At 73.0% G+C, this 21558-nt stretch carries 17 protein-coding genes; 9 read left to right on the top strand and 8 right to left on the bottom strand.

Annotation, left to right across the window (positions count from 1 at the left end; all coding sequences use genetic code 11):
* The 5 genes from UW392_RS19815 to UW392_RS19795 form a co-directional block, all read left to right on the top strand.
* On the top strand, positions 1-806 hold an 806-nt coding region (locus UW392_RS19815; RefSeq protein ID WP_320776372.1), incomplete at its 5' end, for a transketolase.
* Positions 803-1750 carry a transketolase family protein gene (locus tag UW392_RS19810; RefSeq protein ID WP_320776371.1) on the top strand — a complete coding sequence of 316 codons (948 nt, stop codon included), beginning with the start codon at positions 803-805 and terminating at the stop codon, positions 1748-1750. The genes UW392_RS19815 and UW392_RS19810, both read left to right, overlap by 4 nt.
* Positions 1750-3225 carry an FGGY family carbohydrate kinase gene (locus UW392_RS19805; protein ID WP_320776370.1) on the top strand — a complete coding sequence of 492 codons (1476 nt, stop codon included), beginning with the start codon at positions 1750-1752 and terminating at the stop codon, positions 3223-3225. The genes UW392_RS19810 and UW392_RS19805 overlap by 1 nt, the downstream gene beginning before the upstream one ends.
* 217 nt (positions 3226-3442) lie before the next feature.
* On the top strand, positions 3443-5242 hold the full coding sequence (locus UW392_RS19800) for an FAD-binding dehydrogenase (RefSeq protein WP_320776369.1): 1800 nt from the start codon (positions 3443-3445) through the stop codon (positions 5240-5242).
* A 102-nt stretch (positions 5243-5344) separates the two neighbouring features.
* A complete protein-coding gene (locus UW392_RS19795) occupies positions 5345-6049 on the top strand; it encodes a DinB family protein (RefSeq protein ID WP_320776368.1) in 705 nt (234 codons plus the stop codon).
* A 5-nt stretch (positions 6050-6054) separates the two neighbouring features.
* Here the strand turns inward: UW392_RS19795 and UW392_RS19790 are convergent, their stop codons facing one another.
* The 6 genes from UW392_RS19790 to UW392_RS19765 all read right to left on the bottom strand — a co-directional run bounded on the left by UW392_RS19790 (position 6055) and on the right by UW392_RS19765 (position 13408).
* Entirely contained in the window at positions 6055-7224 is a 1170-nt protein-coding gene (locus tag UW392_RS19790) for a Gfo/Idh/MocA family oxidoreductase (protein ID WP_320776373.1), read from the bottom strand.
* A gap of 130 nt (positions 7225-7354) precedes the next feature.
* On the bottom strand, positions 7355-8512 hold the full coding sequence (locus UW392_RS19785; RefSeq protein WP_320776367.1) for an ROK family transcriptional regulator: 1158 nt from the start codon (positions 8510-8512) through the stop codon (positions 7355-7357).
* Positions 8513-8604: 92 nt separating this feature from the next.
* On the bottom strand, positions 8605-10104 hold the full coding sequence (locus UW392_RS19780; protein WP_320776366.1) for a glycoside hydrolase family 36 protein: 1500 nt from the start codon (positions 10102-10104) through the stop codon (positions 8605-8607).
* Between the two features lie 43 nt (positions 10105-10147).
* Entirely contained in the window at positions 10148-11500 is a 1353-nt protein-coding gene (locus UW392_RS19775) for a sugar ABC transporter substrate-binding protein (protein WP_320776365.1), read from the bottom strand.
* A gap of 52 nt (positions 11501-11552) precedes the next feature.
* A complete protein-coding gene (locus tag UW392_RS19770; RefSeq protein WP_320776364.1) occupies positions 11553-12443 on the bottom strand; it encodes a carbohydrate ABC transporter permease in 891 nt (296 codons plus the stop codon).
* Between the two features lie 11 nt (positions 12444-12454).
* Positions 12455-13408 carry a sugar ABC transporter permease gene (locus UW392_RS19765; protein ID WP_320776363.1) on the bottom strand — a complete coding sequence of 318 codons (954 nt, stop codon included), beginning with the start codon at positions 13406-13408 and terminating at the stop codon, positions 12455-12457.
* 174 nt (positions 13409-13582) lie between these two features.
* Between UW392_RS19765 and UW392_RS19760 the strand changes: the two genes are divergently transcribed.
* From UW392_RS19760 to UW392_RS19750, 3 genes are all read left to right on the top strand, one after another.
* Positions 13583-15598, top strand: coding sequence for a carbohydrate-binding protein (locus UW392_RS19760; RefSeq protein WP_320776362.1), 2016 nt, complete (start codon positions 13583-13585; stop codon positions 15596-15598).
* 239 nt (positions 15599-15837) lie between these two features.
* On the top strand, positions 15838-18642 hold the full coding sequence (locus UW392_RS19755) for a M4 family metallopeptidase (protein ID WP_414496438.1): 2805 nt from the start codon (positions 15838-15840) through the stop codon (positions 18640-18642).
* A 157-nt stretch (positions 18643-18799) separates the two neighbouring features.
* On the top strand, positions 18800-19420 hold the full coding sequence (locus UW392_RS19750; protein WP_320776360.1) for a TOPRIM nucleotidyl transferase/hydrolase domain-containing protein: 621 nt from the start codon (positions 18800-18802) through the stop codon (positions 19418-19420).
* A gap of 102 nt (positions 19421-19522) precedes the next feature.
* Here UW392_RS19750 and UW392_RS19745 read toward each other — a convergent pair whose 3' ends face one another.
* Both UW392_RS19745 and UW392_RS19740 read right to left on the bottom strand, forming a co-directional pair.
* Positions 19523-20344, bottom strand: coding sequence for an SAM-dependent methyltransferase (locus tag UW392_RS19745; RefSeq protein WP_320776359.1), 822 nt, complete (start codon positions 20342-20344; stop codon positions 19523-19525).
* A gap of 34 nt (positions 20345-20378) precedes the next feature.
* Positions 20379-21173: a helix-turn-helix transcriptional regulator gene (locus tag UW392_RS19740; protein ID WP_320776358.1), complete on the bottom strand. Its 795-nt coding sequence runs from the start codon at positions 21171-21173 to the stop codon at positions 20379-20381.
* Positions 21174-21258: 85 nt separating this feature from the next.
* Between UW392_RS19740 and UW392_RS19735 the strand changes: the two genes are divergently transcribed.
* Positions 21259-21558 (top strand): TSUP family transporter (locus UW392_RS19735; protein WP_320776357.1); only part of this gene is annotated, 300 nt, incomplete at its 3' end.

The following is a 21558-nucleotide window of genomic DNA, read 5'->3' as shown; positions in this document are numbered from 1 at the left end:
AGGCCGCCGCCGAACTCGCCGGCCTCTCCGCCGCCGTCCGCCGTGACGTCCTCACCACCGTCCGCGCGGCCGGCCTGGGACACGTCGGCGGCGACCTGTCCGTCACCGACCTGCTGGTCACCGCCGTGTGGGGCACCCTGCGCCTGTACCCCGCCGAACCGGAACACCCCCTTCGCGACCGGATCGTGCTCAGCAAGGGCCACTGCGCCACCGCCCTGTACGCGACGCTCGCCACCTGCGGCTTCTTCCCCCGGGAACGGTTACGGGAGTTCACCGCCCCGCTCTCCCCGCTGAACGGCCACCCCGCCCGGCTGAAGGTCCCCGGCGTCGAGACCAGCACCGGCCCGCTCGGACACGGCCTCCCGGTCGCCACCGGCTGCGCCCTCGGCGCGAGGCTGCGCGGCGAGACCTGGCGGACCCTCGTCGTCCTCGGCGACGGCGAACTCCAGGAGGGTAGCAACTGGGAGGCCGCCATGGCCGCCGCCCACCACCGCCTGGACCGCCTGACGGCCGTCGTGGACCGCAACCGGCTCCAGCAGGGCGCCCGCACCGAGGACACCAACGCCCTGGAACCCCTGGCCGCCAAGTGGGAGGCGTTCGGCTGGGAGGTCCGCGCCGTCGACGGCCACGACCACCGCGCCGTCAAGGAGGCGTACGCGCCGTCCACCACCGGCCGGCCGGTCGCGGTGATCGCGCACACGGTCAAGGGCAAGGGCGTGTCGTTCATGGAGGACCGCGTCGAGTGGCACCACAAGGTACCCACCGGCGAACAGGTCCGCCTGGCCCTGGAGGAACTGGACCGATGACCCTCGCCGCCACCCCCGTCTTCGACTGCCGGGCGGACTTCGCCGACGAACTCACCGCCCTCGCCCGCGCCGACGACCGGATCGTCGTGGTCTGCAACGACTCCGTCGGCTCCGGCAACCTCGTCCGCTTCCGGGCGGAGTTCCCCGGCCGGCTGGTCGACGTGGGCATCGCCGAACAGGACATGGTCGGCGTCGCCGCCGGACTCGCCAACGCCGGACTGCTGCCCTTCGTCTCCGCCGCCGCGCCCTTCCTCACCGGCCGCGCGCTGGAACAGATCAAGGCCGACGTCGCGTACTCCGGGCGGCATGTCGTCCTGTGCGGCCAGAGCCCCGGCATGGCCTACGGCGCACTCGGCCCCACCCACCACTCCGTCGAGGACCTGTCCTGGCTGCGCGCGATCCCGGGACTGGAGATCATCGTGCCCGCGGACCCGGCGCAGACCCGCGCCGCGGTGCGCCGGGCCGCCGCCTCCGGCCGGCCCACCTACCTCCGCGTCCCCCGCTCCCAGGTGCCCGCCGTCACCCCCGACGGCGCGCCCTTCGCACCCGGCCGGGCCGCCCTCCTCGCCGACGGCCGCGACGTCACCCTCATCGCCGTCGGCACCCTCGTCCCGCGCGCCCTCGAAGCCGCCGCCCTGCTCGCCGCGGACGGCCTCACGGCCCGCGTGCTCAACATGGCCTTCGTCGAACCCCTCGACGAGGCCGCCGTCCTGGCCGCCGCACGGGAGACCGGTGCCGTCGTCACCGCCGAGGAGGGCGTCGTCACGGGCGGCCTCGGCAGCGCCGTCGCCCGGGTCGTCGCCGAACACCACCCCGTGCCGATGCGCCTGCTGGGCGTGGACGCGTACGCCCCGACCGGCGACGCCGCGTTCCTGCTCGACCACTTCGGACTGAACGCCGCCGGGCTCGCCGAGGCCGCCCGCGAGGTCGTGGGGCGGCGCTGATGGGACCGTACGTGCTCGCCGTCGACCAGGGCACCGGCTCCACCAAGGCGCTCCTGCTGGACACCGCCGGAGCCGTGGTGGCCCGCGCCGCCGTGCCCCTGGCCGAGACCCACCCGGGCCCCGGCCTGGTCGAACAGGACCCCGGCGCGCTGGTCGACAGCGTCCGCACCGCCGTCGCCGCCTGTCTGGAGGGCCACGACCCGCACTCCGTCGAGGGTCTCGCGCTCAGCACCCAGCGCGAGTCCGTGGTGCTGTGGGAGGCCGCCACCGGACGTCCCGTCGCCCCGCTGGTCAGCTGGCAGGACCAGCGGGGCGGCGACCGGCTGGCCCGGCTGGCACGCGCCGGGGCGGGCGCGGAGATCCAGCGGCGCACCGGACTCCCGCTCGACCCGATGTTCTCCGCCCCGAAGATGGCCGCCCTCCTCGACGCCCACGACCCGGACCGCGCCCTGAGCGGCGCCGGGACGCTCCGCCTGGGCACCGTGGACGCCTACCTGCTGCACACCTTCACCGGCCGGGCGGACACCGAGATCGGCAACGCCTCCCGCACCCAGCTCCTCGACCTGGCCACCGGCGACTGGGACGACGGGCTGCTGGCGGCGTTCGACGTGCCGCGCGCCGCGCTCGGCCGGGTCGTGCCGTCCGACGGGCCGTTCGGCACGGTCCGCGGCCTGCCGCCGCTCGCCGACGGCACCCCGCTGCGGGCCGTGCTGGGCGACTCCCACGCCGCGCTCTTCGCCCACGCCGGCTGGCGGCCCGGCACCGTCAAGGTCACCTACGGGACCGGCTCCTCCGCCATGACGGTGGGGGAGCCCGAGCCGGCGGGGGCGCCGGAGCCGGCGGGGGAGGTGTGCGGCACCATCGCCTGGTCGACGGGCCGGCCCGTGCACGCCCGGGAGGCCAACATCCGCTCCACCGGACGCACCCTCGCCTGGCTCGGCGCGCTCCTCGGCGTCCCGGCCGCTGGGATCGTGGAGCTGGCGGAGGGCGCGGACGCCGGGGAGGTCACCCTGGTACCGGCGTTCGGCGGCCTGGGAGCACCCTGGTGGGACGCGCGGGCCGTGCCGGTGCTCACCGGGTTCGGCCTGGACACCGGGCGGGAGCGGCTCGCCCGCGCCGCGCTCGACTCGGTGGCGTACCAGGTGAACGACGTACTGGCCGCCCTGCCCCCGGCGCGGCGCGTCGTCGCCGACGGCGGACTCAGCCGGAGCGACGTGCTGATGCGGACCCAGGCCGACGTCTCGGACGTCGTCGTGGCACGGGCCGCGCACCACGACCTGTCCGCCGCCGGAGCCGCGCACCTCGCCGGCCTCGGCCTCGGCCTGTGGACCCGGCGTGACCTGGAGGAGCGGGCCGACCGGGACCTGTGCGTCTTCGCCCCGTCCGGGGACGCGGCGGCGCGGACCCGGACCGTCGCCCGCTGGCACCGCGCGCTGGCCGCCGCCCGGGACCTCGGCGCACGGCCGTCGGGGTGACCGGGGCGACCGGCCGGAAAGCACCCGGGGCGAGTCCGCGACGGGTCCGGGGCGAGTCTGGGACGGGTCCGGGACGGGTCCGGGGTCTTGCGTACCTCCCGACCCGTGCTTACCTTCGGTAACCCGGCGTGCGGTTGTCGTGATCGCATCAATCCTGCCGGTGGGGATTCCCGCGGGGAGTCCCCAGGGATCTCCCGTATCCGAAGGGGTTACGACCGTGGACGAGACCCAGCACCGCACACCGCTCAGCCGACGGCACGCCCTCCAGGTGGCGGGCGGTGTGGTCGCGGCCGGCGCCACCCTGCGGGCCACCCCCGCCGCGGCGGCGCCCGGTTCCGCGGCGGCGGCGGACGCGGACGTCATCGTCGTGGGCGGCGGCCTCGCCGGACTCGTCGCCACCTCCGAACTGGCCGCCGCCGGACGCAAGGTGCTCCTCCTCGACCAGGAACCGGAGGCGAGCCTCGGCGGCCAGGCGTACTGGTCGTTCGGCGGGCTCTTCCTGATCGACTCCGTCGAGCAGCGGCTCTGCGGCATCAAGGACTCCCTCGAACTGGCCCGCCAGGACTGGCTCGGCACCGCCGGCTTCGACCGGGGCGTCGACGACCGGCTCGGCGAGGACTACTGGGGCAGCAGATGGGCCGACGCCTACCTGGAGTTCGCCGCCGGGGAGAAGCGCTCCTGGCTCGCCGGGATGGGCATGAGCTGGGTCCCGATCGTGGGCTGGGCCGAACGCGGCGGCCAGCTCTCCACCGGCCCCGGCAACTCGGTGCCGCGCTTCCACGTCACCCTCGGCACCGGGCCGGCCGTGATGGAGCCCTTCGAGAAGCGGGTCCGCGCCGCCGCGGCCAAGGGCCTGGTCACCTTCAGATTCCGGCACCAGGTCGACGAACTCGTCACCACCGCCGGCGCGGTGACCGGCGTACGCGGCTCCGTGCTGCAGCCGAGCAGCGCGCCGCGCGGCACCGCCAGCTCCCGTACCGTCGTCGGCTCCTTCGAACTGAAGGCGCCGATCGTGATCGTCACCTCCGGCGGCATCGGCGGCAACCTGGACCTCGTCCGGCAGAACTGGCCGAGCCGGCTGGGCCCCGCCCCGCGCACCATGGTCACCGGCGTCCCCGCGCACGTGGACGGCCGGATGCTCGGCATCGCCGAACGCGCCGGGGCCCGCCTGGTCAACCGGGACCGGATGTGGCACTACACCGAGGGCCTGAAGAACCACACCCCCCTCTGGCCCGGCCACGGCATCCGCATCCTGCCCGCGCCGTCCTCACTCTGGTTCGACGCCAAGGGCCGCCGCTTCCCGACCCCCGCCATCCCCGGCTACGACACCCTCGGCACTCTCAAAATGATCAAGGACACGGGGTACGACTACTCGTGGTTCGTGCTCAACCTGCGCATCGTCAAGAAGGAGTTCACCCTCTCCGGGTCGGAGCAGAACCCGGAACTCACCGACAAGAACCTCGTCGCCTACCTGGCCAACCGCATCCTCAACCAGACCCCGGCACCGATCCAGAGGTTCCTCGACAAGGGCGAGGACTTCGTCGTCGCGGACACCCTGGAGAAACTCGTCGCGGGCATGAACAAGCTCACCGGTGACGGCCTCCTCGACGCCGCCGAGCTGAAGCGGCAGATCACCGCGCGCGACCGCGAGGTGGACAACCGGTTCGGCAAGGACGTCCAGATCATGGGCATCCGCAACTCCTCGGCCTACGTCGGAGACGACCTCTCCCGCACCGTCGACCTGCACAGGATCCTCGACCCGGCCGCCGGGCCGCTGATCGCCGTCCGGCTCAACCTGCTCAGCCGCAAGACCCTCGGCGGGCTCCAGACCGACCTCTCCGGCCGGGTCCTCGACGCCGACGGCGCGCCGGTCTCGGGGCTCTGGGCCGCGGGCGAGGCCGCCGGGTTCGGCGGGGGAGGGGTGCACGGGTACCGGTCGCTCGAAGGCACCTTCCTCGGCGGCTGCCTCTTCTCCGGCCGCCAGACCGGCCGGGCCGCCGCGGCGGCGGGCGCCTGACCCGCCGGCCGGCCCGCGCGGACGGGTAATCGGCTCGCGCCGGCGCCGCGCGAGCCGTTACCGTCCGCCTGAGCACCGTGCCACCACGAGGGGAGCCGGACCATGGGAACCGAGGGGAGCGGCCGTCTGCGCGTCCTCCTGGAGCAGTTCGACCACGCCAGGGAGATGGCCGAGGTACGGCTGAGGGGACTGGGCGACGAGGAGTACCTCTGGGAACCCGTCCCCGGCTGCTGGTCCGTCCGGCGCCGGGCGGAGGCGACGACCCCCCTGGCCTTCGGACCGGGGGAGTGGGTCCTGGACAAGGGCGCCCCGGACATCCCGGCGAGCGAGTACGCCGAGGTCGCCCGGCAGGCCGCCGCCGGCATGACGGTGCGGAGGATCGCCGACGACTGGAGCGTGAGCGTCGCCCGGGTCGAGGAGGTCCTCGCCCGCACCGGCGCCCCGCCGGAACCCGACGCGGCCCCGGTCACGACCATCGCCTGGCGCCTCGGCCACCTCCACTACAGCTTCGCGGGCGAGTGGGAGTGGGCCTTCGGCGAACGCCGCCGCGACCCCAAGCTGATGGTCGACTTCCTCCCCTCCGCCGCGGCGACCCTCGACGGGTTCTGGACGGTCGTCGACCGCTGGCGCACCGCCGTCGGCGGCGTGAGCGACGAGCAGCTCGACACGGTCGGCTTCTCCCGCTACCCCTACGGCTCGCACGCCGACGACCTGTTCGCCGACGTGCTCGCGGGCTCCAACCTCGAATTCATCCACCACATGGCGGAGATCGCCCTCCTCCGCGACCTGTGGCGGGCCCGGTTCTGAAGGCTTCAGACCGCGTCCGCCGGCGCCGCGGCCGGCTGGTGCCCGTCGAAGTACCGGACCAGCTCCGGGTCGAGGGCGGGGACGTCGACCGGGGCGCCGTCCGACCGGAGCGACGTCGTCGCCGCGACCGCGGCGGCCACCGCCTCGCGGGCCGCCACCGGCGAGGTCTCCGTCGGGCCGCCGACGGCCGCGAAGCGCAGGAACTCCTCGACCAGCGCCCGGTCCGCACCGCCGTGCGTGTCCTCGGCCGGCGCCACGACCGGGACGGACAGGTCGGCGTCGGCGCGGTAACCGGAGCGGCGCAGGTTCCACACGTCCACCCGGGCCGGGTCGCCGTCGATGCCGTCGCCGAAGTTCTCCAGTCGGCCCTCGTCCCCGATGACCGTGTAGTTGCGCCAGTAGTCCGGCGTGAAGTGGCACTGCTGATAACTGGCGAGCACCCCGTTGTCCAGCCGGGCCAGCATCATGCTGATGTCCTCGACGTCCACGACGGGGTTGAGGTCGCGCAGCGCGGACGGCGGCCACACGTCCGGGTCGAACCAGTCCGGCATGCGCTGTCCGGGCGGCACCGTCTCCCGGGTGGCACGGCGCGGGTTGCCGCCGTAGACGGCCAGGTCGCCCTGGGCGACCACGTTGCGGGAGTAGCCCCCGGCGAGCCAGTGGATGACGTCCAGGTCATGGGCGCCCTTCTGCAGCAGCAGCCCGGTGGTGCGGGCCCGCTCCGCGTGCCAGTCCTTGAAGTAGTAGTCCCCGCCGTGCCCGACGAAGTGCCGGCACCACACCGCGCGGACCCGGCCGATCGCGCCGTCGTCGATCAGCTCGCGCATCCGCCGCAGCATCGGCAGGTGACGCAGGTTGTGTCCCACGTACAGCCGGGTGCGGGAGCGGAACGCGGCCCCGAGCAGCTCGTCGCAGTCGGCGACCGTGATGGTCAGCGGCTTCTCCACGAACACCGCCACCCCCGCCGCCAGGAAGAACAGCGCGGGCCGGGTGTGCAGGTGGTCCGGGGTGAGGACGAACACGGCGTCCAGCCCGTCGTCGAGCATCCGCTCGTACCTCTCGTGCACCACCACGTCGTCGCCGAACAGCCGGCGCGCGTCCTCGCGGCCCCTCGGGTCCGGGTCGGCGCACGACACGATCCTGGCGGTGCCGGAGCGGTTCACCAGCGCGGCCATGTCCGCGCGCTGGCCGACACCTACCACGCCGACCCGCAGCGGGGCCGTCGGTATCTGGTCACGGGTGCTCACTGGGTTGTCCCTTCGTTCCTGCTCCGGGGCCCGGGTACGGTCTCGCACCCGTGGCCCGCTAACGTCGTGGCGCGCTCGGGGGCGCCAGCCCGTCGCTCAGCAGCCTGCTGTCGACCTCGTCCAGCGCCAGCCGCACCGCCCCCAGGGCCACGCTCTCGTCGCCGAGGGTGGAGGCGCGCAGCTCCGGCAGGCGCAGACAGTGCTTGGTCAGTTCACGGCGCAGCGGCCCCAGGACCACGTCGGCGGAGCGGGAGAACCCGCCGCCGTACACGACGACCTGCGGATCGAGGGCGAGCACCAGCGCGGCGACGCCCACCGCGAGGTCGCGGGTGTAGCGCCGGACGGCCGTCCGCGCGTCCCGGTCGCCTTCCCGGGCTGCCTGGAACACCCACGCAGCCGCCTCGCCCGGCGCGGCCGTCGCCGGCGCCCCCGGGCAGGACTGAAGGTGCTCCGGTGCGCTGAGCCACCGTACGGCCTTCAGCGCGCCGATCTCGCCCGCGGCGCCCCCGTGCCCGCGGCGCAGGGTGCCGTCCAGGATGAGACCGGCGCCGGTGCGCAGCCCGGCGAGGAGGTAGACGATGTCGTCGGCGTCCTGCGCGACACCGTTCCAGCGTTCGGCGACGGCGGCGAGCTTGCAGTCGTTCTCCACCCGCACCGGGCAGGGGAACCGGGCCGCGAGGTGCGCGGCCGGGTCGGCCTCGCTCCAGCCGGGCAGCGGGCTGGACAGCGAGGTCCGGCCGCTGCCGTCGACCGGCCCGGTCACCCCGACGGTCACCGCCCAGATGTCGGCCGGGACCATGCCCGCCCCCGCCAGCACCTCGTCGATGACATGGTCGACCGCCGCGAGCCGCGCCGCGGGTGCCGCCCGCGGATCGGCCGGGTGGCGCACGGTCCGCACCAGCCGGCCCTCCAGGTCGCTGAGCACGACGAGGATCTTGTGCACGCCGATGTCGATGCCGAGCACGTGCCCCGCGGTGGCCCTGAACCGGTAGCGGCGGGCCGGCCGCCCCACCACACTGCTGGCGCCCGGCTCCTCGACCTCCGCCCAGCCGTCCGCGACCAGAGCCTGCACCAGCACGTCCACCGCGGGACGGGACAGCCCGGCCCGGCCCGCCAGTTCGGTGACCGTGGACGGCGGGTTGCCGCGCAGCGCCCCCACGATGGACAGCTGGTTCATCTCCCGCATCCGGGACATGTCCGTTCCGGTCGTCGCCATGCTTGGTGCTCCCTGGAGGCGTTGCGGTGGCCACCGCCTAATAATGCTGAGCAGTTTACTAATTCATTGCGGTGGCCGTGTGCAATAAGCGGTCAGGCGATCGGATACCGCTGCTCCTCGCCGGGGGTCACGGCCGAGGTGAAGTCCACCTCCCGCCCGTCCAGCGAGAACCGGTACCGGCCGAGCCTCAGCACCTCGGGCCGGGACGTCAAGTACGCCTGGAGCGCGTCGAGTTCCTCGGGGCGCAGCCACCCCGGCGGGTCGGACACCGCCCGGAACCCGCAGATGTCGGCGAGGTCGCGCAGCAGGCCCTGCTGCTGGTCGGTGAGGAGGTTGAGCCGGCTGCGGAAGTACACGACGTCCGGGTCGACCTCCAGGAGCGGCGACTGCCACAGCCGGTGCACGGTGTTGACGACGGCGTTGCGGGCCAGCGCGTCGGACGGGTCACGCGTGGCGTAGTGCTCCCACATCGGCGCCACGTCCGGGCCGCTGCGGATGCCGTCGACCAGCCCGAGGGAGGGCAGCAGCGGGGCGCCGCTGCCGAGCAGGTAGGCGTCCGGGCCCGCCGCCTCCCGGATGATCTCCAGGCCGGTGCGGTAGGCCGCCTCCCGGCCGACGTCCGCCGACCGGACACCGGGCACCGCGCCGCCCTGCACGAAGTCGAGCTTGAGGTAGGTGAACCCCCACTCGTGGACGACCCGGTGGATCATCTCCCGCAGGTGCTCCTGAGCCGCGGGCAGGGTGAGGTCCAGCGCCCAGTAGCCGACGTCCCAGTTGTGCCCGGCGACGACCGGCTCGCCGTGCTCGTCGCGCAGCAGCAGCTCCGGCCGCTCCCGGGCGGTGCGGGAGTGGGGCAGGACGATGAACGGGGCGATCCACAGGCCGGGCCGCAGCCCCGCGTCCGTGATCCGGTCGGCCAGCGCCCGCATCCCCGAGGGGAACTTGTCGTTGGCCTCCCAGTCGCCCACGGCCCGCTCCCAGCCGTCGTCGACCTGGACGACGTCGAAGGGGAGCCCGCGCAGCGCGGTGACGTCCTTGGTGAGCTGCTCCTCGGTGATGTTCTCGTAGTACGCGTACCAGCTGCACCACACGTCGCCGGCGCGCTTGTCGCTGCTGCCGAGCCGGCCGGCGAGGTGCCGGGTGTAGGCGGCGAACACCTCCTCCTCGGTGCCGAGCGCGAGGAACCAGGGGGCGCCGTCATGCTCGTACCAGCCGACGAGCGTGTCCCGGTCGGCGGTCAGCCGGGGGATGTCGAGGCCGAGCGCGCCGAGCAGGAGCACCTGCCCGTCGGGCCCTTCCAGGGCGGCGACGGCGGAGGAGTGGTGCCGGGCGGGGTCGTCCCACACGGTGTCGTCGGCGGTGAGCCGGCGGTCGGCGCTCTCGATGCGCAGCGGCGGCTCCGAGAGCCGGCGCCAGCCGCACGGGCTCCACGAGTTGTGGCCGTGGCGGTAGAAGAGCGCGTCCCCGAGCCCGTGCAGCACCGCCGCCCGGCCGGGTGGCAGCAGCAGGCCGCCGTCGACGGCCTGGGGCGGTGCGTCGCCTTCGAGCTCGACGGCGAGGGTCCGCCCGCCGAGTTCTACGAGCTGGGCCATGGATCTCCTTGTGTGACGAAATGGGATGTACCTGCGGGGCCGGCTACTGCAAGAGGGCGTCGACCTTGTCGTTCGCCGTCTTCATGGCCTCTTCGGTGGGGGTCTGGCCGAGGATCGCGGACTGGACGGCGTCCTGGACGATGGGGCCGATCTCGGTGCCGTTGTCGGTGATGGGCAGCAGGAAGGTGCCGCCCTCGGTGGCGGCGGCGTCGGTGAAGACCGACACGTCCTCGCCCTTGTCGTGGTAGGCGGCGAGGGTCTTCTCGGTGGCCGAGGTGAGCGAGGGGAAGACGACGGTGTGGCTCGCGACCAGGTTCTGGCACTCGGGGGAGGCCAGGAACTTGGCCCACTGCCACGCCTGTTCCTTGTGCGGGGTGCCGGCCCAGACGGCGTCCGACAGGCCGTTGATGGCGGTCTTGCGGCCCGCCGGACCGGTCGGCATGGGCGCGAAGTCGAAGTCCTGCTTCACGTTGGGGCCGGTGTAGGTGGAGATGGCGAAGGAACCCGCGAGCGTCATGGCGCCCTTGCCCGCGGCGAGCAGTTCGGAGTTGGCCAGCTTCGACCGCTGGGCGAGGCTCGGCGCGTACCCCTTCGCGATCAGGTGCTTGAACCAGTCGAGGGTCTCGACGAGCTTGGGGTCGTCGTACTGGGCGTGCGTGCCCCAGGGGTTCTCGTCCAGGTACTCGAAGCCGTTGGAGGCGGCGAACCCGCCCCAGCCGTTCTGTCCGGTGGCGCCGTCCTCCCACTCGGGCAGGAAGCCGTAGACGGCGACGTGGTTCTTGTCGAACTCCGGGTCGAGGCCGTTGCGGCCCTCGGTGTCGAGGGTGGCCTTGGCGATGACCTCCTCCATGGTGCCGCCGTCGGCGGGGTTCCAGGTCAGGTCGTTCAGCTCGGCCGCGTCCACGCCCTGCTTCTTCAGCATCGCGGTGTTGTAGACGATGGCCACGGTGTCCCAGTCCTTGGGCAGGCCGTAGCGCTTGCCGTCCCTGGTCCAGGGCTCGGTGAGGCCGGGCTGGAAACCGGACAGGTCGACCTTGTCCCGCTCCACGTAGGGCTGGAGGTCGAGGATCTGCCCGCCGGAGGCGTAGGTCGGGGAGTAGGTGGCCTGATTGACCCAGACGTCCGGGGCGTCCCCGGAGACCAGCTGGGTGGTGAGGTTCTGCCAGTACTGCGTCCAGGCCGTCTGGGTGATCTTGATCTTGATCTTGGGGTTGGCCTCGTGGAAGGCGACCGCGCAGTCCTGGTAGGCGGGGAGCTGGCGGTCGTCCCACAGCCAGTAGTCCAGGGTGACGGTGCCGTCGGCGGCGACGTCGTCGGAGCCGCCGCAGGAGACGAGGGTGGCGGAGGCCGCCAGACACAGCAGGGCCGCGCCGGCGCGCACGCGCAGGGGTTTCATCGGGGAAGGGCCTCTCTTGCTCGTACCGCTCTTGCTCGTGTCGCGGGGCGGTCTACTTGCCGCCGGTGAAGTTGAGCGACTCGACCAGCCGGCGGCCGAGCAGGATCAGCAGGACCAGGACGGGCAGCACCGAGAGCGCCGAACCGGCCATCAGGCCCGTCCAGTCGGGCGCCACGTTGGGCGACTGCTGCTGGAAGATACCGAGCGCGACGGTGAGCACCCGGGTCTCCTCCTCACGGCCGGTCAGCAGCGGCCACAGGTAGTCCTTCCACGCCCAGACGGTGGTGGTGAGGCCGATGGTGAGGAGCGGGCCCCGGCTCATCGGCAGCACGACCTTCCAGAACAGGCCCCAGGCGCCGACGCCGTCCAGGATCGCCGCCTCCTCCACCTCACGCGGGACCGACAGGAAGAACTGGCGCAGGAAGAAGACCGCGAACGGTGTCATCAGCACGGTCGGCGCGACCATGCCGGTGAAGGTGTTGAGCCAGCCCAGGTCCTTCACCAGGACGAAGTTGGGCATGAGGGTGAAGATCGGCGGCACCATGAGGGCCGCGATGAGCACGCCGAAGACGGCGTTCCGGCCGGGGAAGCGCAGCCGGGCGAAGGCGTACCCGGCCATCGCGCAGAACAGCGTCTGGAGCACGGCGATCAGCCCGCTGTACACCACGGAGTTGAGCAGGTACCGCAGGAAGTCCACCTGCGCGCCCGAGCCGCCGGCCGCCATCGCCTCCTCCTGGCTGGTCAGCCCGAGCACCCGCATGAAGTTGATCATCGTGGGGTGCTGGGGGACCAGCGAGGTGGAGTCGGTGTAGAGGTCGGCCGCCGGGGTCAGGGCGGTGCGGACCATCCAGTAGAAGGGGAAGACCGTCGCGACCAGCGCGGCCACCAGGACCGCCCAGGCGGCGATCCGGCCGGGGGAGACCTTGGTCAGGGTGCGTGTCATGGTCGTGCTCCTCAGGCCAGGTCCGAGCGGGAGGCGCGCAGCAGGCGCATCTGCACCGCGGTCAGCACGCCGAGGATCAGGGCGAGCACCACGGCCACGGCGGAGGCGTAGCCCATGTGGAAGTAGGCGAAGGCCTGTTCGTAGATGTAGTAGTAGATGACCCGGGTGGCGCCCACCGGCCCGCCCTGCGTGGTCACCGCGATCGTGTCGAAGATCTGGAACGAGCCGATCAGCGACACCACCAGCACCAGCGCGAGCACCGGACGCAGCAGCGGCAGCGTGATCCTGGTGAACATCCGTATCTCACCGGCGCCGTCCAGGGACGCGCTCTCGTACAGGTACTGGGGGACCTGGAGCATGCCGGCGTAGAGCAGCAGCGCCGTGTAGCCGGTGTACGCCCACGCGTTGACGACGGCGATGGACCCCATGGCCCAGTCGGGATCGAAGAAGAAGCTGGTGGTGCCCAGGCCCAGCGCGCTGAGGAGGTGGTTGACGAAGCCCAGGTTGGTGTCGAGCAGCCACATCCACAGCAGACCGACGGTGACGTTGGGGACCAGCCAGGGCACCAGCAGCATCGCACGCAGCATCACCGAGCGGGTCAGCCGGTGCATCAGCGCGGCCAGCAGCAGCGCCATCAGGGTCTGGGACCCGATGTTGACCACCACGTAGTAGCCGGTGACCTGGAGCGCGTGCCAGAACTGGTCGTCGGTGACGAGGTGCCGGTAGTTCTCCGCGCCGGTGAAGTTCGGCGTGCCGAGCAGGTTGTAGTCGGTCAGCGAGTAGTACACGCCCCGCACGGTCGGATACGCGTAGAAGAGCGCGAAGCCCAGCAGCGCGGGGGTCAGGAACAGCCACGCCGCCTTCCGGTCGTCCCGGGGCCGCCGCGGTCCCGCCGGTCCTGCGGAGCCGCCGGGTGACGAGCCGACGCTCTTCTGCGGTGGCGCCACCGCTGTGCGTGCGCCCATGGTTCCCCTCCGAAGGGATCTGCGCCGCACCTCTTGCCAGTGGGGCACCGTGGACAACATATTGATGAGCAACAGTGAAACTTTGTCAATGCTGGCGCATAACAAGGCGGGTTACGTCCCCGTTGACGGCCGGCGTCGGCAGGGTTTCCCACCCGCCCCCCGGAGGCTGACCGCATGCGCACCTTCGCCCACCGACGCGGCAGACGACTGCTGTCCGCGTTCTGTTCCACGGCCCTCGCCCTCGGGCTGGCCGCGCTGCCGCTCACCGCGTCCGCGGCCCCGGCGGCCGGGACAGCCGGAGCCACCGCCGGGACAGCCGGCACCGCCGCCGCGGGCGTGCCGGAGCGGCCGGACCCCGGCCCCGACCCGGACCCCTCGCTGCCGGTCCACACCCTCACCCGCGCCGACGCCCCGGTGGACAACCCGCTCAAGGGCTTCGCCCGCTTCTACCAGCCCGGAGCCGACCAGAACACGGGCTACCCGCACTCCCTGACCTGGAGCTACTTCGGGCTCTCCGAGGTCATGAACGACCCTGACGACTGCTCGGCGTACGACTGGAGCGTGCTGGACAGCGCCCTCGACGAGAGCGCCTCCTACGGCAACCAGACCGCCCTGCGCTTCTACCTCGAGTACCCGGGCGACGCCGGCGCCCATCCGTCCAACGCCATCCCCCCGTGCTTCGACGGTCACGTCGACTACCGCACCAACGCCGAGTGGGGCACCACCAGCCCCGACTACGACAACGCCTACCTGCTGGACGGGCTGAAGGACTTCATCGCCGCCTTCGGCGCCCGCTACGACGGCGACCCGCGCATCGGCTACATCCACATGGGCCTGATCGGCCTCTGGGGCGAGTGGCACACCTGGCCCTACGACACCGACACCGGTGACGGCCTGCCGGACTACATGCCCACCGACGCCCACGGCACCGAGATCATGCGGGCCTACGCCACCGCCTTCACCCGCACCGAGCTGGAGGTGCGCTACCCCGACTCGGCGGGCGGCGCCGCCGCCGACCTGCCCTCCGTCGGTTTCCACGACGACTCGTTCTGCTACCGCGAGGGCAGTCCGCTCGCCGGGGTCACCCTGCCCGAATCGCTGGGCGGCGCCTCGTACTCCCAGCTCCAGCGGGCCGTCGAACGCGGTGTGGAGAACCGCTGGACCACCGCCTCCATGGGCGGTGAGGTCCGCCCGGAGATCCAGACCAGGGCCTTCGACCACTGGCCGGGAGGCTCCGGCGACGTGGACGACATGCAGGCGTGCATCGAACTGGAGCACACCACCTGGAAGATGAACGAGCAGAGCTCCGGCTACTCCGCCTCCGACCCGGACGTGGCGGCCGCCGTCCGGCTCATGGGCTACGACCTCGCCGTCGACAGCGCCCACTTCCACGACACCGCGTCCGGCACCACCACCGTCGGCGTCCGGATCGGCAACGACGGCGTCGCCCCGTTCTACTACCCCTGGACGGTCAGCCTCGGCCTGAAGGACTCCGCCGGCAACGTCGTCAAGAGCTGGGACACCCCCTGGGACCTGCGCGAGGTCATGCCCGAGAAGATCCGCGCCTTCCCCGACTGGGGCGTCGGCGCCGACCCGGCCTACCTCGACTACGGCCACGACCGGTACTTCGACTCCGACATCGACCTCAGCGGCGTCACCGCCGGCGGCTACCGGCTCGTCATGAAGGCCAAGAACCCCCTGGAGGACGTCAGCTCCGCCGCCAAGAAGCTGCGGTTCGCCAACGCGGGCCAGAACGCGGACGGCTGGCTCGACCTCGGCGCGATGACCGTCGGCTCCGACGGCACCACCGGTCCGGCCGGCTACGAGGCGGAGGCCGCCGGCAACACCCTCACCGGCACCGCCGTGGTCGCCGGCTGCTCCGGCTGCTCCGGCGGTGCCAAGGTCGGCTACATCGGCAACGGCGCGACCCTCACCTTCCCGCACGTCGACGGCGGCGACGGCGGGACGCGGACGGTGACCGTGCGGTACACGAGCGCGGTCGCCCGCTCGGCCACGGTCCGGGTCGACGGCTCCACGTCACGGACGGTGGACTTCCCCGCCACCGCCGACTGGGAGACACCCGGCTCGGTCACCGTCACCCTCGACCTGGACAGCGGCACGGACAACTCCGTCACGATCGCCAACACCTCCGACTGGGCCCCCGACATCGACCGCGTCACCGTCTCCTGACCCCCGGGTGACGCCCGGCTGACTCCGGCACCGCGTCCGGCCGGAAGTCATCCCTGGACCCACCGGCACCGTTGATACGACGGCGCGACACCGCTTCGATGTCGTTCCGCCGGGGGTGACCGCCACCGGCGGGACCGACGACCGGGGGGGTTGCGGACATGCGTCACCGAGGGAGACAGGACAGACAGGGCGGGGGCCAAAGATCCCGGCTCAGCGGTATATCAGGTGCGGCGGCGCTCTTGGGCGCCGTCGCACTCGTGGTTCCGGGCACACCGGCCGCGGCGGCGGAGCCGCCCCCGGTGCCGGGCGAGGTCGTCGCCGGAGCGGAGACGGACACCCCGGCGCTGGTGCGGGGCATCCGGGAGGAGGCCCCCGCGCGGGGCGGCGCGGCCGACGCGGCCCGCACCTACCTGGACGGACGGCAGGAGCGCTACCGGATCGAGCACCCGGAACGCGACCTGGTCCCCGCCGGGACCACCACCTCCGGGGACCGGGAGACCGTACGGCTCCAGCAGCGCCACCACGGGGTGCCGGTGCTGGGCGGCCAGTACATCGTCCGGATGGAGAAGGACGACGGCGAGCGCGTCGTCACCGGCACCTCCGGCAAGTACTTCACCGGGCTGACCACCGGCACGACGGCCGGGATCGACGAGGAACTCGCCGTCGAGCGCGCCGTCGACCGCGTCCTCGACGACCTCGGCGACCGCCACCTCACCAGGGCACCGGCAGAGGGCGAGGAGGACAGCTCACCCCTTGAGGGCACCGCCAAGGGACTCGTCGTCGTCCCCCGGGGCACGGGCGTCCTCACCCAGCACGTCACCGTGCGCGGCGCGGACCCCGCGACGGGCGAACCCGTGCTGCGGGAGGTGTACGTGGACGCCGCCGCCGGATATCCGGTCCTCGACTACAGCGGTATCAAGACGTTCACAGCACCGTCACAGGCGAGCGGCGGGGAGGAGGCCGCCCGGAAGACGACCGCGGCCGAGGAGCCGTCCGCCGCCGCCGGACCCGACGTACCGGGCAGCGGTGTCCGCCTCGACGGCACCACCGTCCCGCTCGACGTCTTCCACGACGAGGCGAACGGCCGCTACCTGCTGCGGGACCGCACCCGGCTGCCCATCGACCCCGAGTACGAGTACGACGCGAACACCCTGTCCACCTTCGACGGGCGCAACGAGCGGGTCAGTGACGTCGTCGGGTCGTGGCCCGTCAACGTCAAGGAGTTCAACTCGCCCACCCCCGAGTTCACCGCCGACACCACCGAGGCCGGAGCCGTCGACGCGCACTGGGCGGCCGCGAAGGTCTTCGACTATTACAAGAACGACCACGACCGCCTCAGCCTCGACGGCCGCGGCATGGCCATTTTTTCCCTGGTCGGCGTCACCGACTACGGCCAGCCGTACGTCAACGCCTTCTGGGACGGCCAGAAGATGGTGTACGGCGGCGGCGACGAGGAGTACCGGCCGCTCTCCTCGGCCCTCGACGTCGTCGGCCACGAGATGACCCACGGGGTCGTGGAGAACTCGGCGAACCTCGTCTACGCGGGGCAGTCCGGCGCCATGAACGAGGCCGTCGCCGACTACTTCGGCAACGCCATCGAGACCGATGTGTACGGCCTGTCGATGACGGACCCCGACTCCGGCCTCCTCGGCGAACGGCTCTGCCGCACCAAGGGCCCCCGCGACTGCGCGGTCCGCGACCTGGGCGACGGACGCACCACCACCAGGTCCTTCCTCGGCCTCGACTTCGCCAACGACAACGGCGGCGTCCACTACAACTCCACCATCTTCGGCGGCGCGCTGTGGGACATCCGCCAGGACCTCGGCGGGGAACTCGCCGACCGGATCGTCTACCGGGCGCTCACCGAGTACCTCACCCCCCTCGACGGCTTCACGGAGGGACGGGCCGCCGTCCTCGCCGCCGCCGCGGACCTCGGCGTGCCGGCCGACGCGACGAAGGCGCTGGTGCGCGCGTTCAACGCCCACGGCATCGTCCCCGGCTGGGAGCTGGCCCTCGGTGTCGACTCCGACCCGCTCCTGGACCGCATCAACACCACCAGCACCGCTCCGGGCACGGGCGGCGGCTGGTGGGCCGCGTCCAAGTCCAACGAGGACGGCTCCGAGGCGTACTCGGTGTGGGCCGGACGCACCGACGGCACGGGCGGCGTCAAGCTCATGAGCCCCAACGACGGCCGCTACCACGTCAACCCCGCCACCGACGGCAAGACGGTGGTCTGGCAGGCGTACGGCTCCGGCGGCGGCGTCGACGTCCTCGCCAGGCCCCTCGCGGGCGGCCCGGTGCGGACTCTGTGGCACGGACGCAGTGGCTCCAGCGTCACGGCCGTCGACGGCGATGTGGTGACCTTCGGCTTCTCCAACGTGGGCGGCCGCTCCGCGATCGCCTACCTCAGCCTGAAGGACCCGACGAAGATCACCCGCGTCGGCGGCGGCACCTACAGCCGCGCCTACTCGCCGTCGGTGAGCGGCGGCAAGGTCGTCTACCGCGCCTGGCAGCGGGTCGCGCTCTCCGCGCAGGCCGTGTACGAGTGGCGGGTGGTCGTCGCCGACGTCGCCACCGGTACCACCGAGGTGATCCAGGAGTACCCGAGCACGGTCGGCCTCGGCCCGACCGCCGTCAACGGCACCCACGTATTCTGGCTCCTCGACGAGTTCGACGAGGAGACGGCCACCAAGACGTCCCTGCGCCGGGCCGCGCTCGACGGGTCCGGGGCGGCCGACCTCAGCCCGGAGACCGGCCCGGACGCGCTGTACGCCTACGACCTGACGGTCTCCCAGGACCGCGCGACCGTGGCCGCGTACGTCCCGGAGGCGGGCATCAGCAACGAGGCCACCCCGAAGCTCCACCAGTTCGAGGCGGCGGGCACACCCGGCGCGGCCGGCACCTACGTGGGCCGGGTCTCCTGCAACCGGGGCGCCCAGACCCAGCCCGCGGCGGGCCCCGGCGGCCAGGTGGTGTGGCTGGACTCCACGACCGGCACCACCGACCTGGTGACCCGTACCCGCCCGACGGGACGGTGCGGCTGACCGGAACTCCCGCACGACCGGTGGGCGTCCGGCAGACGCCGGGCGCCCACCGCGCACGCCCGGACATGTGCGGCTGGGCGGGCGGCACACGCCCTCGCGTGTGCCGCCCGTCGGTAATTCGCCTGCCGTGAGCCGCCCGGAGGCGGAGACTGGTCCCATGGCGGAGGACATGGGGGCGTTCCGGGAAGCGGTCGCGGCCTGGGCGGCCGGCGGGCCGGGCGGCCCCGCGCGGGAGCTGGCCGCGCGGCTGCCCGTCCGGACGGCCGTCCTGCTCGAAGGACCCAGCGACGCGGCGGCGCTGCACGCCCTCGCCGAGCGCCGCGGCCGGGACCTGGCGGCGGAGGGCACCTGCGTCCTGCCGATGGGCGGCGCGATGAACGTCGGACGCTTCGTCCGCCTCCTCGGACCGCCCGGCCTGGACCTCCGCCTCACCGGACTGTGCGACGAGCGCGAGCACCGCTATTACGTCCGCGGCCTGCGGCGGGCCGGCGCGCGGCCGCACGGGTTCTTCGTCTGCGCGGCGGACCTGGAGGACGAACTGATCCGCGCGCTGGGCACGGCCCGGGTGACGGAACTCGTCCGGGAACAGGGCGATCTGCGCCCCCTGACGACCTTCCTCAACCAGCCCGCGCAGCGGGACCGCACCGCACAGCAGCAGCTGCGCCGCTTCCTCGGCACGAAGAAGGGCCGCAAGATCCACTACGGCCGCGTCCTCACCGAGGCGTGCGCGGACGACCGCGTCCCCGCGCCCCTCGACGACCTGTTCGCCTGCCTCTGAGCGGCCACGCGGCCACGCGGCCACGCGGCGATACGGTCACGCGGTCACGCGGGTCCCGTGATTACCGATCACCGATCACCGATCACCGGCCGCCCGGACGGGCTACGGCTTGCGGGCCACCGCCGCGTACATGGCGCTCACGAAGCCGCCGCCGGGCGCCTCGACCGGCTCGCCCAGCTCCGGGTGCCAGTCCTCGGCGAGGACCACACCCGGCTCGACCAGGTCGAGGCCCTCGAAGAACCGGGTGAACGCGGCACGCCCGCGCGGCGCCAGCGTGAGCCCGCTGGCCCGGTACCGGTCGTCGGCCTCCCGCGCGATCTCTTGCGAGTGGAAGTCGGAGGAGATGTGCGACAGCACGACACAACTCCCCGGCGCCAGCACCTCCTTGAGCCGGTCCACCACCGCCCCGGCCCCGTCCTCGTCGCTGAGGAAGTGCAGCAGCGCGATCATCGACAGGGCCACCGGCCGGTCGAAGTCCAGCACCTTCCCGGCCCGTTCGAGGATGAGGCCGGTGTCCCGGGCGTCCGCCTGCACATAGTCGAGGGCGCCCTCGGGGGTGCCGCGCAGCAGCGCCTCCGCGTGGGCCAGCACGATCGGGTCGTGGTCGCAGTAGACGACCCGGGCCTCGGGTGCCACCCGCTGCGCCACCTGGTGCAGGTTGGGTTCGGTCGGTATGCCCGTGCCGATGTCGAGGAACTGCCGGATGCCCCGCGTCGCCGCCCAGTGCGTCGCCCGCTGCATGAAGGCCCGGTTGATCCGGGTGATCACGGGGATGTTCGGCTCCAGCGCCATCAGCTGCCGGCCCATCGCCTCGTCCACCGGGTAGTTGTCCTTGCCGCCCAGGAACCAGTCGTACATCCGCGCGGGGTGGGGTCTGCCGGTGTCGATCCGGGGGGTGCCGGACGAGCCGTCCAGTGCGGACATCGGCAACTCCAGGGTCGCGTGCGGCGGGCGGTGATCAACGCGTCCGCATTCTAGGCGCGCCGACCGTCCGGCCGCCGGTGAAACGGGAGGGCGGCATCCCGAAGGTACGGGTGAACGCGGCCGTGAACGCGGCGGGGGAGGCGTACCCCAGCCGCCCGGCGACCTCGCTCACCGACGCGGAGCGCAGCATCGGGACGGCCGCGAGGAGCCGGGCGCGCGAACGCCACATGGCGGGACTGTCGCCCGTCTCGGCCCGGAAGCGCCGGGTGAAGGCCCGCTCGCTCATCGCCGTCCGCGCGGCCCACACCCGGTTGGTGACCCCGGCGTCCGGATCGTCCAGGTAGCCGCGGCACAGGGCGGCGAGGTCGGCGGAGGCGGGGACCGGGACGTGGAACGGCAGCGGCGCGAGCGCGGCGATCTCGTACAGCAACAGCTCGGCGATGGCGCCCTCGCGCCCCGACCGGTCGTGGTCGGGCGGGAGACCGACGGCGGCCGCGAGCAGCTCGCGCAGCAGCGGCGGTACGTCGACGACCATGCACCCGGCCGGCCACCAGGGGACGGCGCCCGGCTCGACGTACAGGCTGCGGGTGCTCACGCCGAGCATGCGGACCCGGTGCCGGGTCGCGGGCGGGATCAGGACGGCGCGGTCCGGCGGGACCGTCCAGGTGCCGTCGGCGGTGTCGACGACCATGACGCCGGTGGCGCCGTGCAGGAACTGCGCGCGCCGGTGCTCGTGCCAGTCCAGGAGCCGGCCGGGCGGGTAGTCGGTGCCGATCGGCAGGACGGCGCGGTCGAGGTGGTCGACGTCGGCCAGGGACACGTTCCTCACCCCGGCCAGCGTAGTGGCCGGGACGCGAAGGAAATGTGCCGGGTATCGCATGCGGGACACCGGGTGCGTCCGGTGAGGTGGTCGCATGGAGTTCACGGCACTGCTCGGGATCGGGGTCCTCACCGGGATGACCACCGTGTTGTTCGGCTTCGGCGGGGGGTTCGTCGCGGTACCGGTCGTGGTGTGGGCCGACGCCGCGCTCGGCGACGACGCCATGCGCGTGGCGACGGCCACCTCGGCGCTGGTGATGGTCGTGAACGCGGGGTTCGCGACGGCCGTCACCCCGCGGCGGGTGCTCGCCGCCCTGCGTGGCAGCGGCGCCCTGCTCCTCCTGCTGGCCGCGGGGGCCGCGGTGGGCGCGCTCGCCGTCCGGGCCGCCCCGCCC

Source organism: Streptomyces sp. CRN 30, from assembly GCF_034105845.1.
Note: the sequence above shows the minus strand (reverse complement) of the source record. Positions and strands in the feature narration are given on the sequence as shown.

What these genes read in the sequence shown, in the direction of transcription:
- UW392_RS19745 (WP_320776359.1), bottom strand. Translation starts at nt 20,344, where the DNA reads ATGTCCGCACTGGACGGCTCGTCCGGCACCCCCCGGATCGACACCGGC.
- UW392_RS19750 (WP_320776360.1), top strand. Translation starts at nt 18,800, where the DNA reads ATGGCGGAGGACATGGGGGCGTTCCGGGAAGCGGTCGCGGCCTGGGCG.
- UW392_RS19785 (WP_320776367.1), bottom strand. Translation starts at nt 8,512, where the DNA reads ATGGCGACGACCGGAACGGACATGTCCCGGATGCGGGAGATGAACCAG.
- UW392_RS19775 (WP_320776365.1), bottom strand. Translation starts at nt 11,500, where the DNA reads ATGAAACCCCTGCGCGTGCGCGCCGGCGCGGCCCTGCTGTGTCTGGCG.
- UW392_RS19810 (WP_320776371.1), top strand. Translation starts at nt 803, where the DNA reads ATGACCCTCGCCGCCACCCCCGTCTTCGACTGCCGGGCGGACTTCGCC.
- UW392_RS19765 (WP_320776363.1), bottom strand. Translation starts at nt 13,408, where the DNA reads ATGGGCGCACGCACAGCGGTGGCGCCACCGCAGAAGAGCGTCGGCTCG.
- UW392_RS19780 (WP_320776366.1), bottom strand. Translation starts at nt 10,104, where the DNA reads ATGGCCCAGCTCGTAGAACTCGGCGGGCGGACCCTCGCCGTCGAGCTC.
- UW392_RS19805 (WP_320776370.1), top strand. Translation starts at nt 1,750, where the DNA reads ATGGGACCGTACGTGCTCGCCGTCGACCAGGGCACCGGCTCCACCAAG.
- UW392_RS19790 (WP_320776373.1), bottom strand. Translation starts at nt 7,224, where the DNA reads ATGGCCGCGCTGGTGAACCGCTCCGGCACCGCCAGGATCGTGTCGTGC.
- UW392_RS19760 (WP_320776362.1), top strand. Translation starts at nt 13,583, where the DNA reads ATGCGCACCTTCGCCCACCGACGCGGCAGACGACTGCTGTCCGCGTTC.
- UW392_RS19770 (WP_320776364.1), bottom strand. Translation starts at nt 12,443, where the DNA reads ATGACACGCACCCTGACCAAGGTCTCCCCCGGCCGGATCGCCGCCTGG.
- UW392_RS19795 (WP_320776368.1), top strand. Translation starts at nt 5,345, where the DNA reads ATGGGAACCGAGGGGAGCGGCCGTCTGCGCGTCCTCCTGGAGCAGTTC.